The following is a 15,725-nucleotide window of genomic DNA, read 5'->3' as shown; positions in this document are numbered from 1 at the left end:
CGTTTTATTATTAAGTACATCCATTTGTTCATGCTTTGAAAATATAACAAAAATTAGCGTGAAACTCTGCCTTGAAATGAGTGTCTAATGCTTTATATCGTGTAACAGAAGATTTCAAGAACAGTGTATCTTCTTCTTTTCGCTCTATTTTCGGCCGTATTCTACGACTTTCTGTGACAAAAATCACCTATTTAATATCCAGATAATTCTTAAGAAAAAGCGCATTTTTTGACCAAATCCGCCACATCTCATCCGAGGATCGGCGGATTTCACCGCGATGCGCGCTTTTCTCAGACAGATTTTCGCCATTTCATTTACACTGCTCGCATCCCCGTTTCGACCGTTTTCTCAAGGCTGAGGAACGGCGCATAAAAGGCCCGTTAAGGATGTCGTTATCTACTGCCGGCAGAGCGCCCTCCGCGCTGCTGCCCATTTGTCTGTTAATCATCGCCATGGTGTCGATCCAGAGCGGCGCTTCGTTGGCCAAAAGCCTGTTCCCGATCGTGGGCGCGGAAGGCATCACGACGCTGCGTCTTTTCATTGGCACCCTGATTCTGTTCATCATCTTCCGCCCGTGGCGCATGCGCATCGCCGCCGGCAACCGCTTGCCGCTGTTGATTTACGGCCTGTCGCTCGGCGCGATGAACTACCTGTTCTACCTGTCGTTGCGCACCGTGCCGCTCGGCATCGCCGTGGCGCTGGAGTTTACCGGCCCGCTGGCGGTGGCCATGTTCTCGTCGCGGCGGCCGATCGACTTCCTTTGGGTGGCGTTGGCGATCGCCGGGCTGTGGTTCCTGCTGCCGCTTGGCCACGGCGTAGGCGGAATCGACCCGTTCGGTGCCGCCTGCGCGCTCGGCGCCGGCGCCTGCTGGGCGGTCTATATCATCTTCGGCCAGAAGGCCGGCGGCGATCACGGCCCCGGCACGGTGGCGCTCGGCTCGCTGATCGCCGCGTTGGTGTTCTGCCCGATCGGCGCCTGGCAAACCGGCAGCGTGCTGTTCAACGTTGAGATTCTGCCGATAGCGCTGGCGGTGGCGATCCTCTCCACCGCGCTGCCTTATTCGCTGGAGATCATCGCGCTGCCCAAAATTCCGGCGCGCACCTTCGGCACCTTGATGAGCCTGGAACCGGCGATGGCGGCGTTATCCGGCATGCTGTTCCTCGGCGAACACCTGAGCGGCGTGCAATGGCTGGCGCTGGCGGCGATCATCGCCGCCTCCATGGGCTCCGCCCTCACCATTCGCCCCAAACCTCGCCTCGAAAGCCTTTCCTGATGACCCGACTCGCCTGCAGACCGCAACGCCGGAATGCAGGCGGGTTAACTGTTTTCCTCGTGACAAGTCGGCATACTTCCCCTTAGCCTGTATCGCAGGCTCTTTGGACTTTCGCTCACATGGAGAATAACAGTGATTCACAACAGCCTGTTCAACCCACGCTTCGGCCGCGGACTCGCGCCGGCGCTGGTTTCAACCCTGACCGAATTGCGCCGATGCGACCTGCCAGAACTGGCGCTGGGGCATCACCCGATCGACGGCGACAACATCTTTATGGACGTGATGACGCTGACCACCGCGCCGGCGGCGGAAAAGCGCGCCGAAATGCATCAGGAATACATTGCGCTGCATCTGCTGATCAGCGGTGAAGAGCGCATCGAATACGGTCTGGCGGGCAACGGACATCGCGAACAACCCCACGCGGAAAATAGCGATCTGCTGCTGCTGGACATCAAACGCCACCCGCAAACGCTGCACATGACGCACGGCATGTTCGCCCTCTTTTTCCAGATGGAGCCGCACAAGACCGGCTGCGTGTGGCAGCGGCCACAGCAAATCAAGAAAGCGGTGGTGAGGATCCATCACCGTCTGCTGCTGTGAACCTGCGGCAGCGCCCGTAGAAAATCGGCGGCCTGGCGGGGAGAACGCAGGCGCACGAAACGGCGTCCGGCGTCGGGACGAGCCATCTCCGCCAGGTATTTTCGCCGGTTCTTCGAGTAAGTGCGGATCGTCCAGAGCACGATCGACTCGCGGCTGAAGAAAGAACGGCGGAAGCTTTCCCGATTGCCGGTGCCCGGCCACAGCTCGCTTTTGCCGGCCGCGCGTCGGCACGCGCGGCGCACGGCCTGCCACAGCGTGCGGCCGAAACCGTAGTCCAGCCACAGAATATAATCGACCTCGCGCCACTTGATCGGCTGCGTGCGGCTGTAATTGCCGTCCAGCACCCAGCCCTCCCCCGCTTCGGCCAGCGTCTGTTCAAGCCGCGCCAGGAACGCGTCATCGGGCGTTCCCTGCCATTCGGGCCGCCAATACAGCCTGTCCATCTCGATATAGGGCACACCAAGCCGTTCCGCCAGTTGACGCGCCAGGGTACTTTTACCGCTGCCGCTGGTGCCGACGACGTTAATTTTCATTATTCGCCTATAAAGAGAGAGGATAATTGCCCTACTGTAGCGGCATCAATTACCGCTATCAATATGAATGGATGAGAAATTAACACCACGATAACAAAGCGGATATTTAGCCGAAGCCCGCAGGCGAAAAAATAAAATAACCAAGGTAAATTTTCACAGCCATAAACAATAAATCAGCGAATGATAAATAACTATATTTTTCATGGTGTTGCATTAATTAAAAATTCAACCAGATCCATTATTCGTAGGCTAACCCTATTTGTGCAATAGCCATTTTCGTCCGGCAAAAATAAACAGCCCTGCTATAATTGATCCCGTAACGAAATAGGACAACGACTAATCAAGAGGATATCTGATATGAGTACCGCTAAACTGGTGAAAACGAAATCTTCTGATCTGCTGTATACCCGTAACGATCTGGACGAAAAAATCAAACTGGCCGCCATCAAGGCGCTGAACCATCAGGTCGTGCAATTCATCGATCTCTCGTTGATCACCAAACAGGCGCACTGGAACATGCGTGGCGCGAACTTTATCGCGGTTCATGAAATGCTGGACGGCTTCCGCACCGCCATCATCGAGCACCAGGACACCTTCGCCGAGCGCGTGGTGCAGCTGGGCGGCGTGGCGCTGGGCACCGTACAGGTGGTGAACGATCGCACGCCGCTGAAAAGCTATCCGACCAATATCCACAGCGTGCAAGAACACCTGAAAGCGCTGGCCGATCGCTACGGCGCGGTGGCGAATGACATCCGTAAGGCCATTACCGAAGTGGAAGACGAAGACACCGCCGACATGTTCACCGCCGCCTCGCGCGATCTGGACAAGTTCCTGTGGTTCATCGAATCCAACATCGAATAACGCCGCAGCGCGTTGCAGACCGCCCGTTGTGCCGGGCAGAACAGGCTGGGCTTCGCCCGGCCTGTTTTCTTTTGCGCGGCCGTTGAATTGTGCAAAAAACGGCCCATATTAAACGGTAGGTTTCCCTTGTCAGGAGGTCATGATGGCCAGCGGCTGGGCGGCGGACGGCGCCGTACAAGATCAAATTGATTCTACCGTCGACGATGCGGTGCAGCGCGCGCGTGATGCGCTCGGGCATGGCGAGAGCGAGCGCTATTGCCAGGAATGTGGAGAACCGATCCCCGAGGCGCGCCGCAAGGCGCTGAAGGGGGTGCGTTTTTGTGTCACCTGCCAGGCCGAACAAGACAAAAAACACGCGGCCAGCAGCCTGTACAACCGGCGCGGCAGCAAAGACAGCCAGTTGCGCTAGCATTATCTGCTCCCCTTTTTCCCCTCTCGCGGTCACGCTTGCACCGTCAATGGATCATGAAAGTTAGAGTTAGTTATCAATATTGAAGCAAAAACGTTAAAGAACGGTTGTTTCACAGCCAAAATTTGGTTAATGATAGCCCCGTGCACCAAGATAATTCTTACGCACCATTTCGGTGCCTCATTGTGGTGCATAACCATAACTATTCGCCGTCACGGCACAACATCACGCAGTAACTCTTTGTTTTTATATTAGTTGAAAACATGGCACGATTTTTTCATGGCACCAACTGCAATATAAAAAATGGGTAATCCGCAACCTGTACAGGAATTCCTCTCATGAAGTCGATTTTTAAAGTCTCCCTGGCCGCACTCTCCCTGGCCTTTGCCGTAAGTTCCCACGCAGCAGACAAACTGGTGGTCGCCACCGACACCGCTTTCGTTCCTTTTGAGTTCAAGCAAGGCGACAAATACGTCGGCTTCGACATCGACCTGTGGGCCGCCGTCGCCAAAGAGCTGAAGCTGGACTACACCCTGAAACCGATGGACTTCGGCGGCATCATTCCGGCGCTGCAGACCAAAAACGTCGATCTGGCGCTGGCCGGCATCACCATCACCGATGAGCGCAAGAAAGCCATCGACTTCTCAGACGGTTACTACAAAAGCGGCCTGCTGGTCATGGTCAATGCCGACAATAACAGCGTGAAAGGCATCGACGATCTGAACGGTAAAGTGGTGGCGGTGAAGAGCGGCACCGGCTCGGTGGATTACGCCAAGCAGCACATCAAAACCAAGGATCTGCGTCAGTTCCCGAACATTGACAACGCCTATATGGAACTGGGCACCAAGCGCGCCGACGCGGTGCTGCACGACACGCCAAACATCTTATACTTCATCAAGACGGCCGGCGCCGGCAAGTTCAAAACCGTCGGCGATTCGCTGGAAGCGCAGCAGTATGGCATCGCCTTCCCTAAAGGCAGCGATGCGCTGCGCGAGAAGGTGAACGGCGCGCTGAAAACCCTGCGCGAGAACGGCACCTATAACGAAATCTACAAGAAGTGGTTCGGCACCGAACCTAAGTAAGCGGTGAACTTGGCACGCTATTAACTTAAGCACAGGGGGTCGCTTAACCCCCTGCGCTTCGTTGTATCTGATACCCACGTTTGGGATCACCGGGAGAAATATCATGCAGTTCGACTGGAGCGCCATCTGGCCCGCCATTCCTATCTTGTTAGAGGGCGCCAAAATGACCCTGTGGATTTCGGTCCTCGGTCTGATTGGCGGCCTGATCATCGGCCTCGTCGCCGGCTTTGCCCGCACCTACGGCGGATGGATCGCCAACCACATCGCGTTGGTGTTTATCGAAGTGATCCGCGGCACGCCGATCGTGGTGCAGGTGATGTTCATCTACTTCGCCCTGCCGATGGCGTTCACCGATTTGCGCATCGATCCGTTCACCGCGGCGGTGGTGACCATCATGATCAACTCCGGCGCTTACATCGCGGAAATCACCCGCGGCGCGGTGCTGTCTATCCATAACGGTTTCCGCGAAGCCGGGCTGGCGCTCGGCCTGTCGCGCCGCGAAACCATCCGCTACGTCATTATGCCGCTGGCGCTGCGCCGCATGCTGCCGCCACTGGGCAACCAGTGGATCATCAGCATCAAAGATACCTCGCTGTTCATCGTGATCGGCGTAGCGGAGCTGACCCGTCAGGGTCAGGAAATTATTGCCGGTAACTTCCGCGCGCTGGAAATCTGGAGCGCCGTGGCGGTTATCTACCTGATTATTACTCTGGTGCTGAGCTTCGTGCTGCGTCGTCTGGAAAGAAGGATGAAAATCCTGTGATTGAATTTAAAAACGTCTCCAAGCATTTTGGCCAAACCCAGGTGCTGCACAACATCGATTTGAAGATCGACAAAGGCGAAGTGGTGGTGATCATCGGGCCGTCCGGCTCCGGCAAATCCACCCTGCTGCGCTGCATCAACAAGCTGGAAGAGGTGACCAGCGGCGATCTGATCGTCGATGGCCTGAAAGCCAACGATCCGAAAGTAGACGATCGGTTGATCCGCCAGGAAGCCGGCATGGTATTCCAGCAGTTCTACCTGTTCCCGCACCTGACGGCGCTGGAAAACGTCGCCTTCGGCCCGATCCGCGTGCGCGGCGCGAAGAAGTCCGATGCGGAAAAGCTGGCGCGCGAGCTGCTGGCCAAGGTCGGTCTGGCTGAGCGCGCCCACCACTACCCGTCCGAGCTGTCGGGCGGCCAGCAGCAGCGCGTGGCGATCGCGCGCGCGCTGGCGGTGAAGCCGAAAATGATGCTGTTCGACGAGCCGACCTCCGCGCTCGATCCGGAGCTGCGCCACGAAGTGCTTAAGGTGATGCAAGATCTGGCCGAGGAAGGCATGACGATGGTCATCGTCACCCACGAAGTCGGCTTTGCCGAAAAAGTGGCGTCGCGCCTGATCTTTATCGACAAGGGCCGGATTGCCGAAGACGGCAACCCGCACGATCTGATCAATCATCCGCCGAGCCCGCGTCTGCAGGAGTTTCTGCAGCACGTGTCCTGATCCTGACGGTTCCACGGCGGGCGTTGCACACGCCCGCCGCTTTCATTCCGCACGCTCTCCCACGCCCCATCGCGCTTCCTTTCCTACTATATTGATTGTTTTTCATCGTATTGCTCTGACATCCGCCGATCACAGAACGCCAAAGAGAGGAACCATGCCGCCAAATGCAGACTCCCGACGAGGTTCTCATCTGCGAGAACACCTGCTTTCCCTGCTGCTGTTGACCCTGAGCGTCTTCGCACCACCGGCGCTGGCGCAAAACGCGCCGCCTGCGCCCGCCGACAAGAGCGAGCAGCAGAAAGCCGCCTACGCCGCGCTGGCCGATCTGCTGCAAGACGACCAAGCGCGCGCGGAACTCATCGACCACCTGAAACAGACCGCCGGCGACGCTGCGGCCGCCGCGCCGGCAACGCCGGAAGAATCGACGCCCGTTACGCTGAGCGACAGCCTGAACTCGCTGGCGCAGGAAGGCATCGGCACCTTTAACCAGAAGCTCGGCGCGCTGCAAAAGCTGATCGATTCCGGCCCGAAGCGCGTTTTCAATCCCGCCGGCTTTTTCCGCGCGCTGGGCTACTTTCTGCTGACGGTGGCGGTCACCTTTGCGCTGTTCCACCTGATCCGCCGGCTGATCGCGCCGCTGTACAAGCGCATGGGCAGTTGGGGGCACAACGCCAGACTGCAGCGCGGCCCGTGGTATAAGCGCCCCGCCGCCATTCTCGGCGCTTTCGCCATCGATCTGCTGGTGCTGCTGCTGGCGCTGGCGGCAGGCAACCTGTTTGCCCGCCACGTCCACGCCGACAGCGCCACCATCCTGCGGCTGCAGACCCTGTTTCTCAGCGCCTTCGCGGTAATTGAATTTTTCAAGGCGGTGCTGCGGCTGATTTTCGCCCCCAGCTTCGACTATCTGCGCCCGTTCCCCTTCAGCGATCGGAGCGCGCGCTATTGGAACACCCGCCTCGCCTGGCTCAGCGGCCTGATCGGCTATGGCCTGATGGTGGTGGTGCCGGTGGTGGCGGTGCAGATCAGCTATTCGGCCGCCGCCGCCGTCAACCTGGTGGTAATGCTGGCGCTGACGCTATACGCCATTTGGCTGATCCTGCACAACCGCAAACCGATACAGCAACAGATCAACCTGCTGGCCGAACGGTCGATGGCGTTTTTCAGCGTGATCCTGCGCGGGCTGGGGCATGTCTGGCACCTGCTGGCGATCGCCTATTTTCTGGTGCTGTTCGTGCTGTCCCAGTTCGACATCGGTAACAGCCTGCGCTTTATGATGAGCGCCACGGTAAAAAGCCTGCTGGTGGTCGGCGTCGGCGCCCTGCTGTCCGGCATGCTGACCCGCTGGATTTTCCGCCGCATTTCGCTGCCGACCGACGTCAATTTGCGCTATCCGATGCTTGAGCGGCGCATCAACTCTTACATCCCCAACGGGTTGAAGATACTGCGGGTGATGGTGGTGCTGGCAGTGACGCTGTTTCTGCTCGATGCCTGGCATCTGATCAACCTGTATCAATGGGCGGGCAGCGAAAATGGCCAGCGGACGCTCGGCGGGCTGGTGCATATTCTGCTGATCCTGTTGATCGCCGTGTTCAGCTGGACGCTGATGGCCAGCATCATCGAGCACCGCCTGGCGCTGGAGCTGAGCAACGGCGTGCGGCCGAGCGCGCGCGAACGCACGCTGCTGACGCTGTTTCGCAACGTGTTGGCTATCGTTATCAGCACCATCACCGTGATGATCGTGCTGTCGCAGGTCGGACTGAACATCGCGCCGCTGCTGGCGGGCGCCGGCGCGCTGGGGCTGGCCATCAGCTTCGGCGCCCAGACGCTGGTGAAAGACGTGATCACCGGCGTGTTCATCCAGTTTGAAAACGGCATGAACACCGGCGAATACGTGACCGTCAGCGGCATCACCGGCACCGTGGAGCGCATGACCATCCGCTCGATCGGCCTGCGCGACGACTACGGCGTCTATCACATCGTGCCGTACTCTTCGATCACCACGCTGGCCAACTATGCGCGTGAGTTTGGGGTATACCGCGCCAATTACACCGTCAGCCGCGACGAGGACATCGATCGGGTCAATGAGGTGCTGCATCAGGCCATCGAGGCGCTGAAGCAGGATGAACAGGTGAAGCATTTCCTGATTGGCGAGCCGGTCTTCAACGGCGTGGTGGCGCTGGGCGATCGCTCGTTCACCACCCGCGTGACGGTGCGCACGCAGGCGCTGAAACAGTGGGTGGTGCAATACGCCCTCGACCGGCTGGTGAAAATCCATTTCGATCGGGCCGGCATCGGCATGCCGCAGCAGGCGATGCAGATTTCCCGCGCGCCGCAGCCGCATGACGAGCAGGCGCCGCCCGCGGCGATCTGAGGTTAGCGCCCGCGCCCGCAGGGCTGAGCGGCCAGGAAGGCCGCCACGTCCTGCCGGTAGGCGTCGTATTGCACCGAGCGCGGGGCAAACAGGCCCACCACGTTGATCAGCCACGGATGGCGCGCGAACAGCGGCTTGACCATCACATGATCGGCCTCGTCGATGCGCGTCACCGTCAGCAGCGAGGCCGGGATCGTTTGCCGATACACGCGCTCGGTTTCGTCCGCGTCCACGTTGACGTCGCGCCCGCCCAGGATCAGGTGCACCGGCGTGGCGAAATGCCGCAATCCCGCCGTCGCGTCGCTGGCCATGTTGGCGCGAATAAAGCGCCAGCGGCCGGCGCTCAATGCAGCGGCGGCGCCAGACTCACGGCGGTACTGTTCGTAACCGTCCGGCTGTTCGAGCAGCGTTTGGATGTGGCGCCAGTGCGCCTCGCGCGCGGCGATCGACGCTTCATCGTCCCCTGCCGCCGCCATCGCCGCCCGGGTGTTGTAGCGCCCCTGCCGCAGCCAGTTGATCGCCGGCGCCACCGCCAGCGTAAACGCGATGTCGGGGCGCAAACGCGCCACCTCCGGCATCACCCACCCCGCCTGACTGGTGCCCCACAGCCCCACGCAGCGCGCATCGAAGCGCCCGTCCCGCCGGGCCCAGTCGATGATATCGGCGGTTTCCCGCGCGCGATCCGCCATGGTCTGATGCAGCCAGTTGCCGCCGGAGCCGCCCACGCCCGGCTTATCGAAGGATAAAACCGCATAGCCCTGCTGCGCCATCGTCTCCCAAATGCCGTAATAGCCTTCGTCGCGGCTGGCGTTGGCCGGCCCATCGCCGTGCACAAACACCACGACGCCGGGCTTGACTGGCGCATGCTCCGGCAGCACCAGCGTGCCGGTCAGCCGATTGCCGCCGGCGGTCACCACGACCGGTTCGGTGACAAAGCGAAAGTCGTTGACGTAAATCACCCAGCCGAGCACCGGCAGGAGCAGCGCCACGAGACACAGCCCTATTCTGCGCATGTCGCCTCCCCGCTGCGTTTCTCCATCAACACCCAATCGGCCTGGCCGAACAGCAAGCCCAGCGAGGCGTAATGTTCTTCGCGCCGCACCTGAAAACCGCAGCGCTGATACAGACGCTGCGCATCGACGTTGCGCCGGCTGACGTGCAGGCTCAGGCGCCGGCCTGCGCCTTGTTCGGCGGCGTAGTCGTTCATCCACTGCAGCAGTCGCCTGCCCACCCCTTTGCCGCGCTGACTCTCGGCCACCGCCAGGTAGGAAAGATACAGCTCATCGGCCGCCGGGGTGTGCTGCAACACCGCAATTTGCAGATACATACGCCAAACGTTTAGCCAGCCATAGCGGCGACACAGCCGCCAAATCGGCAAGGCGCGCGGACGTGGCCCAGCGCGGTTCTCGCCATCGATGGCATTCAGGGCAAAGACCGCCACCACCTGTTCATCCTGTTTCACCACGAAGCTGCGCTCCCGGCTGCCGCTTTGCTTCCAACTCCACAGCCGATAGAACAGACGCCACTGAAGGCGGGCGCTCAGACGGCGCGCGCGCTGGAATTTGTCGCAGAACGCGGCGTAGATCAACGCCGCCGTTTGCAGGCGGTCAGCGTCGCGATAAGGCTCAATGTGCAACATATCAACCTCGACTAGGGTTGGCGGTAGAGCAGTTGCTCCAACAGCCGCACCGGCGTGATCGCCTCCGGCGAAGGCGACGCGAAGATCGCCTGCCGCCAAGCCTGGCTTTCGATCACGTCCAGCACCAGCTGCGCGAGCGGCAAGGGCGCTATCGCCGGCGCGATCTCGCCTATTTGCTGAGCCTCGGCGATCGTCGTCGCCAGCGCCTCAATCAACTGCCGCTGGTTGGCGCTGAACGGCTCGGCCAATGCCGGGTTACGCGCCACTTCAGCCACAATCTCCGCCGACAGTTGCACATTGTCCGGTTCGGCGACAAAAGCGTGATAGGCGGTGAAAAAGGCCGACAGCGCCTCTTTCGGCCGCTTTTTCTCGGCCCGCAATGCGGCGGCGAACTCGGCGAATACGCCGTTTTCCAGCAGCGCGATCTCGCCGATCAGCGCCTCCTTGCCGGAAAAATGGTTATAAAGGTTGCCCACGCTAACGCCCGCCGCTTGGGCGATATCCCGCATGCTGGTCTGGTGAAATCCCTTATGGGTAAAGCTGTGCAGCGCAGCGTCGACAATCTTTTCTCGGTTTCCCATCGGCAGCTCCCGAAACGGTGAAGGGGCGCTGGGCGCCGTAAATTGACACAAATAAATGAACGAACGTTCATTCACATTTAAGGATAGCATAGGCCGGTAAAATTGAACCGCGGCTCAACGGCGCAGAGATCGGTGGGAAGAGACAAACGCCGCCCCGCTTTCAGGGGCGGCGCCCGGCAAACTCAGTGCAGCGCGTCGCCCTGCTTCACCGACGTAAACGCCTGCATCAGTTTCACGACGTCATGCATGCCGATGTTGACCTGGTTGATCACTTCTCCGGCGTCATGGGTCAATGCCACACCGCCGCCGGCCTGTTCCACGCAGGTCGCCATGCCGGCGATCGCCGCCGCCACGCCTTGCTGGATAGACTTGGTCATGCGTTCGATCTCGGTCGCCGCCTTGCGCGACTGTTCCGCCAGCGTGCGCACCTCGTTGGCCACCACCGCAAAACCGCGCCCGTGCTCACCGGCGTGGGCGGCTTCGATGGAGGCGTTAATCGCCAGCAGATTGGTTTGCGAGGCAATTTTACGAATGGCTTCGACGATGGTGCCGATCTGCTGAGAGCACTTGCCAAGCTCGGTGACCACGTCCGACGTTTCGCGCGCCGCCGCTTCGACCTGCTGCATGCCCTTCACCGCCTGCTGCACGATGACCGCGCCCTGCGCCGCCTGCCGGTCGGTATCGAGCGACAGATGATGCGCGTTGCGCACCATCTCTTCTTCATGCTGCTGCTGTTGCATCAGCCGGGTGATGTCCTGGGCGATCTTCACCACTTTCACCACCTGGCCGTCGTTGTCGAGGATCGGGTTATAGCTGGCCTCCAGCCAGACCCGTTCGCCGCGCCGGTTGACGCGCTCAAAACGCCCGGTGATGAACTCGCCGCGCGCCAGGCGCTGCCAATGCCGCCGATAGTCGTCGGAAGCGGCGAACGCCGGTGGGCACAGCACCGCATGCGACTGCCCGCACGCCTCATCCAGCCGATAGCCCATCAGCGCCAGCATATTGTCATTGGCGCTGACAATGTCGCCCTGCGGCGTGAAAGAAATCATCGCCATCGAGCGATTCAGCGCCGCCAGCAGGCTGCGGTGTTCCTGCGCCTGGGTCACTCGCTCGGTCACTTCGCTGGCGATCTTGACGATTTCCACCACCTTACCCTGTTTATTCAGCACCGGCGCATAGGTGCCCTGCAGCCACACCGCCTCGCCGTTTTTCGCGATGCGCTTTATCGTGTCCGTGATGGGTTGCCCTTTATTCAGCGTCTCCCAATGTTCGCGATATAACGGGCTGGCGACATAGTTCGGATCGCAGAAAATACGATGATGCCGGCCTATCACATCATCGCGTTGAAATCCGAGCGTGCTGAGAAAGAGATCGTTGGCGCGCAATACCGTGCCGTCGGGCGAGAATACAATCATGGGAACGGCGTGTTCTATCGCGCTCAACTCGGCGCCTTTGTGGGTAGTTAACTGACTGAATCGTAACAGCATAGGGTGTAGTCCTTGTGGCAGATGATCGCGCTTTTCTTATTTTGTCTGGCCACATGCCGCGCCCACACGCAGACGTGCCATCGCGGAAGGAGCGGGCAGCGCCGATCCTTCTGGTTATTGCTCTTAACCGGATTAAATTTATTTATTCAGTAAAGTAATTATTCGAATTTAAATAAACCAACAACCTAAGATTTTTATTATGAACAACTGTATTGAGAATAACGTAAGTGATGAAAATTGAAAGGTAAAATGCGGATTTTTGTCGGCGCCGGCAGGATAACCGGCGCCGTTAAGCGAAAATATCGCCAGTTACGCGACCAGCGCTTCTGGCTCAACCACGATGCCATTGAGCATGATTTCCGGAACATATCGCAGTTCGTTGAGCAAACTTTGATGATTCTGCCCCAGGAGCAGGATCACGCTGTCGGCCTCATCCAGACGGTGGTCATCATTGTTATCGACGATAAGATAGCTGCCGCTTTGCCCACCGATAACGCTGCTGATCCCGACCTTGGCGCTCAATGCTCCGGGCTGACCGAGATCGAGCAACGCGGCCAACAACTGACTGGCACTGCCGCCCTGCTCGGCCGTCAGGGCGCTGATTCTCGCCTCCATGCTTTGCGCATCGCTGACCCCATAATCCGCCAGCTTACCGCCGGCGCCATGGACAATCCGCAGACCCGAAAGCACATCGTCGATACTTCCCTGTGTCAGCGAAAAGTCTTTTAACGTCACGCCTGATGCTGCCTTGCTGCTCTGCAGCGTAACGTGGCTTTTCCCTGCGTCGGCGACGATCGTCGTGTCCCCCATAACGTTAAATTGATCGCTGCCTCCCCCGCCTTTGACCAACAGCTGTTCGCCCCGTAGCCCGAGATCTTGCAGCAGCGGCGCCAATTTGGCCTGCGCGTCGCCACTCAAGGGCAGTAAATCCAGCATTTGAACGATCGTGCCGTCACCGCTGCCGCCATGAGACGACGTGAGGGTGAACCCATTTCCGGTGAAGGCCGAAGCGTCAATGTGGCGAACCTGGGTATACCCTTCGGTTAGCGTCAGATTGAAATTCGCGCCGCCGAGCAGCGTAATGTCTTGCACCTGAGCATTTTGCCCCGTCAACGTCAGCGCGCCATTTCCCCAAGCGCCGGTGCTGATGGCGATCAACGTCAATGGCTTTTCATCCCCATGCGAGTCAAGCGCCAACGAGCCGGCGTTGCCGCGCCCGGAGAAAAGCAGATCGAAACGATCGGTGGCATTCTCCAGGAAGGCAATCTCCAGCCTGCTGTCCGCATGATCGCCGATGCCGCTGATTTCAAGGCGTGCCGCATCGGCATTGGCGTTGATCACCTTGACGTTGTCCGTCCGGCCGGACAACAGCAATCCCTCACGGCCAAGCGCCTGCGCCGCCCAACTCTGCACGATCTTCCCACCGTCCGTTCCCTCTACGGTGGCGTTGCCGCTCAACACCCCGTAGTCAAACACATGAGCACTCGTCGCCAGCGCTTTTGTGCTGTAACCGTTCCAACCGATTTGCGTCAGCGTAGCTTCCGCCTGGCCGATGTAACCCGCCATATCTATCTGTTCGAAATGACTGAAATGGGCGGCATTGCTGCTCACCGTACTGATGCGCACGCCAAAAAGGTCGAGCGTCGAGGTCATTTTGACGATCAGATTAGCGGACAAAATATCGCGCCCGGCACCACCATCGGCGCTGAACATCCACCCCACACGATTGGCGCCGCCATCGGCATTGCCTCCCCATAGCAGGCTGTCATTGCCGTTGTTCAGATAAAAGTGCCCTTGGGCGGTGGCGAGATCGGCCTGCGAGGTGAGCTGCACCCGATCGTCGCCATAGGTGCCATGCACTGTCACATTGGCATTGTTTACCGTCATGTCCACCCCATACCGAGCCGCAGGGTTATTATGCAGCCAGATATCCGCCGCAGCGTCGCCATTGACGATCAGGTAAGAAAGCTGCGAGGCATAGCTCAGGTCAACCGTGACGTCCGCGTCAGCATCCAGGAACACCCTGAACAGCACGGCGGTTTCCGCATTGCTCAGCGTATGGTGAGCATGCGTATTCACCGTACTCGACGCGTTGCCGCCGCCCTCGCTGGTGGCGAGAAAAGCGGTCGTTTTATATGCCAGGCTGGCGCCGACATCGCGCGCAAACATCCACTGTTCATACTGAACGTCACCTGCCGGCGGCGCATTGATCAGATCGGCAATCACCGCCTGCGTGACCAGTGCCTTGTCGCCGCCCAACGCCCGGTAGTGGTCCAACTGCTGTTCATTCGCCGCCCGGCCATGCACCGCCTGATAGACGTGCTGAATAAAGTCGTCCCCCTGTAAACCACCGATCTGCGCCTGAAATTCCGGCGTCGCCAGAAGGGCCGTGACCAATTCGGTATAGCTCAAGGTGCCGGAGGCCAGCGTCTTGCTCCAATTGTCCAGCGAGACGCTGTCCACCGCCCGCTCAGGCAATGCACGGAACAGCGCCGCTATCTGCTCCAGATACTCGGTCGCCGGCAGTTCGCCCGGCGAATATTCCTGGCCCGCCGCATTGAAATGCTGTTGAGCCGCCGCATCTTCCGGCGCCACCACCCCGCGCAACTGCGCGATCATATCCACCAGCAGATCGCCACGCGTCGCGCCTTCCGCCAGCCGTTGCTGGTAAGCAGCCAACTCTGGCGCCGTCGGCGGCCGTTCGAATCCCTGTGCGAACAGATGCAAAATGAAGCCATGATCGGAAAGATCGTTGAGTGGCAGGGTGGCAATCTTGCTCTGCGCCAACGCAGCCAGATCGCCCCCCTGATTGAGCAGCTTGCCGTCATGCGCAATTTCATCGGTCTGCCAGGGCGCTCGCAACAGATAAAACATCGCCTGCGCGTCGCCGCTCCCGCCGGCGGCATCAGCGGCCGTGCCGGGATACAAACCTTCTGCAATGCGCTGATCGAGCGCATCACGCTGCGCCAGCATCACCGGATCGTCCCCCAGATAGTTAAAGAGATCGATGACGACGCTGGCGACAGCGCTGTTGAAATGCCCCAGTTGCAGTAAGGCATTGATGTAATCCGGATCGGGAGCGGTATTGTAAACGGAGAAATAAACCTGGCTGAGAATGTCGTATTCGCTTTGGCCGCTCATCCAACCGGCATCGGGTTGGCTCATTAAAATGCTGGCCATATAGGCGGGCGGCTGGCTGCCGATATCAAATGCGCTGTCGTAGTAATCGATTTCCGCCGCCGTCGGCAAACGCCCGAAAATGCCGATGATTAAGGCGCCGACCTCTTGTTGCGTAGCTAAAGGAATCATAATAAATCCCGTCAGTGTGATGGACTAAGTTCGCGGCATGGCTGCGCCGCGGCCTGTCTCCTACATCGTGAAGAGAGACATTGCACACTGCCTGGAG

Annotated in this window: 14 protein-coding genes; 8 read left to right on the top strand and 6 right to left on the bottom strand. The window is 59.3% G+C overall.

All coding sequences use genetic code 11. The features are described from left to right. The first annotated feature begins 386 nt into the window (after nt 1–386). Nucleotides 387–1,274: a threonine/homoserine exporter RhtA gene (gene rhtA / locus ITX55_RS13230; RefSeq protein ID WP_108680344.1), complete on the top strand. Its 888-nt coding sequence runs from the start codon at nt 387–389 to the stop codon at nt 1,272–1,274. A 132-nt stretch (nt 1,275–1,406) separates the two neighbouring features. Further along, nucleotides 1,407–1,874 (top strand): N-acetylneuraminate anomerase, encoded by a 468-nt coding sequence (nanQ, locus tag ITX55_RS13225; RefSeq protein ID WP_033642391.1) that lies wholly within the window; start codon nt 1,407–1,409, stop codon nt 1,872–1,874. Here the strand turns inward: nanQ and ITX55_RS13220 are convergent. Continuing rightward, nucleotides 1,856–2,407 (bottom strand): shikimate kinase, encoded by a 552-nt coding sequence (locus tag ITX55_RS13220; RefSeq protein ID WP_047025035.1) that lies wholly within the window; start codon nt 2,405–2,407, stop codon nt 1,856–1,858. The two genes, nanQ and ITX55_RS13220, sit on opposite strands and share 19 nt — an antisense overlap. A gap of 357 nt (nt 2,408–2,764) precedes the next feature. Between ITX55_RS13220 and dps the strand changes: the two genes are divergently transcribed. The 6 genes from dps to ybiO all read left to right on the top strand — a co-directional run bounded on the left by dps (nt 2,765) and on the right by ybiO (nt 8,612). Further along, nucleotides 2,765–3,268 carry a DNA starvation/stationary phase protection protein Dps gene (dps, locus tag ITX55_RS13215; RefSeq protein WP_016928514.1) on the top strand — a complete coding sequence of 168 codons (504 nt, stop codon included), beginning with the start codon at nt 2,765–2,767 and terminating at the stop codon, nt 3,266–3,268. Between the two features lie 142 nt (nt 3,269–3,410). After that, a complete protein-coding gene (locus ITX55_RS13210; RefSeq protein ID WP_033642389.1) occupies nt 3,411–3,677 on the top strand; it encodes a DksA/TraR family C4-type zinc finger protein in 267 nt (88 codons plus the stop codon). 338 nt (nt 3,678–4,015) lie between these two features. Further along, nucleotides 4,016–4,759 (top strand): glutamine ABC transporter substrate-binding protein GlnH, encoded by a 744-nt coding sequence (gene glnH / locus ITX55_RS13205; RefSeq protein WP_016928516.1) that lies wholly within the window; start codon nt 4,016–4,018, stop codon nt 4,757–4,759. 103 nt (nt 4,760–4,862) lie between these two features. After that, nucleotides 4,863–5,522 carry a glutamine ABC transporter permease GlnP gene (gene glnP / locus ITX55_RS13200; RefSeq protein ID WP_004939229.1) on the top strand — a complete coding sequence of 220 codons (660 nt, stop codon included), beginning with the start codon at nt 4,863–4,865 and terminating at the stop codon, nt 5,520–5,522. After that, nucleotides 5,519–6,241, top strand: coding sequence for a glutamine ABC transporter ATP-binding protein GlnQ (glnQ, locus tag ITX55_RS13195; RefSeq protein WP_004939230.1), 723 nt, complete (start codon nt 5,519–5,521; stop codon nt 6,239–6,241). The genes glnP and glnQ overlap by 4 nt, the downstream gene beginning before the upstream one ends. Nucleotides 6,242–6,395: 154 nt before the next feature. After that, the gene (gene ybiO / locus ITX55_RS13190) at nt 6,396–8,612 is read left to right on the top strand and encodes a mechanosensitive channel protein (protein WP_108680343.1); all 2,217 of its coding nucleotides are present in this window, start codon (nt 6,396–6,398) and stop codon (nt 8,610–8,612) included. 2 nt (nt 8,613–8,614) lie between these two features. Here the strand turns inward: ybiO and ITX55_RS13185 are convergent, their stop codons facing one another. The 5 genes from ITX55_RS13185 to ITX55_RS13165 all read right to left on the bottom strand — a co-directional run bounded on the left by ITX55_RS13185 (nt 8,615) and on the right by ITX55_RS13165 (nt 15,628). Then, nucleotides 8,615–9,625 (bottom strand): S9 family peptidase, encoded by a 1,011-nt coding sequence (locus tag ITX55_RS13185; protein ID WP_042783984.1) that lies wholly within the window; start codon nt 9,623–9,625, stop codon nt 8,615–8,617. Further along, the gene (locus ITX55_RS13180) at nt 9,613–10,251 is read right to left on the bottom strand and encodes a GNAT family N-acetyltransferase (protein ID WP_042783983.1); all 639 of its coding nucleotides are present in this window, start codon (nt 10,249–10,251) and stop codon (nt 9,613–9,615) included. The genes ITX55_RS13185 and ITX55_RS13180 overlap by 13 nt, the downstream gene beginning before the upstream one ends. 11 nt (nt 10,252–10,262) lie before the next feature. Beyond that, nucleotides 10,263–10,832, bottom strand: a complete 570-nt coding sequence (locus tag ITX55_RS13175) for a TetR/AcrR family transcriptional regulator (RefSeq protein ID WP_042783982.1) — start codon at nt 10,830–10,832, stop codon at nt 10,263–10,265. A 182-nt stretch (nt 10,833–11,014) separates the two neighbouring features. Continuing rightward, nucleotides 11,015–12,319 carry a PAS domain-containing methyl-accepting chemotaxis protein gene (locus ITX55_RS13170; protein ID WP_033633761.1) on the bottom strand — a complete coding sequence of 435 codons (1,305 nt, stop codon included), beginning with the start codon at nt 12,317–12,319 and terminating at the stop codon, nt 11,015–11,017. Between the two features lie 309 nt (nt 12,320–12,628). Next, nucleotides 12,629–15,628: a DUF4214 domain-containing protein gene (locus ITX55_RS13165; RefSeq protein ID WP_197756029.1), complete on the bottom strand. Its 3,000-nt coding sequence runs from the start codon at nt 15,626–15,628 to the stop codon at nt 12,629–12,631. Nucleotides 15,629–15,725: the final 97 nt, after the last annotated feature.

The sequence above is a fragment of the Serratia sp. EWG9 genome (assembly GCF_019913725.1).
GTDB classification, from domain to species: domain Bacteria; phylum Pseudomonadota; class Gammaproteobacteria; order Enterobacterales; family Enterobacteriaceae; genus Serratia; species Serratia ureilytica.
Note: the sequence above shows the minus strand (reverse complement) of the source record. Positions and strands in the feature narration are given on the sequence as shown.

What these genes read in the sequence shown, in the direction of transcription:
- rhtA (WP_108680344.1), top strand. Translation starts at nt 387, where the DNA reads ATGTCGTTATCTACTGCCGGCAGAGCGCCCTCCGCGCTGCTGCCCATT.
- ITX55_RS13220 (WP_047025035.1), bottom strand. Translation starts at nt 2,407, where the DNA reads ATGAAAATTAACGTCGTCGGCACCAGCGGCAGCGGTAAAAGTACCCTG.
- dps (WP_016928514.1), top strand. Translation starts at nt 2,765, where the DNA reads ATGAGTACCGCTAAACTGGTGAAAACGAAATCTTCTGATCTGCTGTAT.
- ITX55_RS13210 (WP_033642389.1), top strand. Translation starts at nt 3,411, where the DNA reads ATGGCCAGCGGCTGGGCGGCGGACGGCGCCGTACAAGATCAAATTGAT.
- glnH (WP_016928516.1), top strand. Translation starts at nt 4,016, where the DNA reads ATGAAGTCGATTTTTAAAGTCTCCCTGGCCGCACTCTCCCTGGCCTTT.
- glnP (WP_004939229.1), top strand. Translation starts at nt 4,863, where the DNA reads ATGCAGTTCGACTGGAGCGCCATCTGGCCCGCCATTCCTATCTTGTTA.
- ybiO (WP_108680343.1), top strand. Translation starts at nt 6,396, where the DNA reads ATGCCGCCAAATGCAGACTCCCGACGAGGTTCTCATCTGCGAGAACAC.
- ITX55_RS13185 (WP_042783984.1), bottom strand. Translation starts at nt 9,625, where the DNA reads ATGCGCAGAATAGGGCTGTGTCTCGTGGCGCTGCTCCTGCCGGTGCTC.
- ITX55_RS13180 (WP_042783983.1), bottom strand. Translation starts at nt 10,251, where the DNA reads ATGTTGCACATTGAGCCTTATCGCGACGCTGACCGCCTGCAAACGGCG.
- ITX55_RS13175 (WP_042783982.1), bottom strand. Translation starts at nt 10,832, where the DNA reads ATGGGAAACCGAGAAAAGATTGTCGACGCTGCGCTGCACAGCTTTACC.
- ITX55_RS13170 (WP_033633761.1), bottom strand. Translation starts at nt 12,319, where the DNA reads ATGCTGTTACGATTCAGTCAGTTAACTACCCACAAAGGCGCCGAGTTG.
- ITX55_RS13165 (WP_197756029.1), bottom strand. Translation starts at nt 15,628, where the DNA reads ATGATTCCTTTAGCTACGCAACAAGAGGTCGGCGCCTTAATCATCGGC.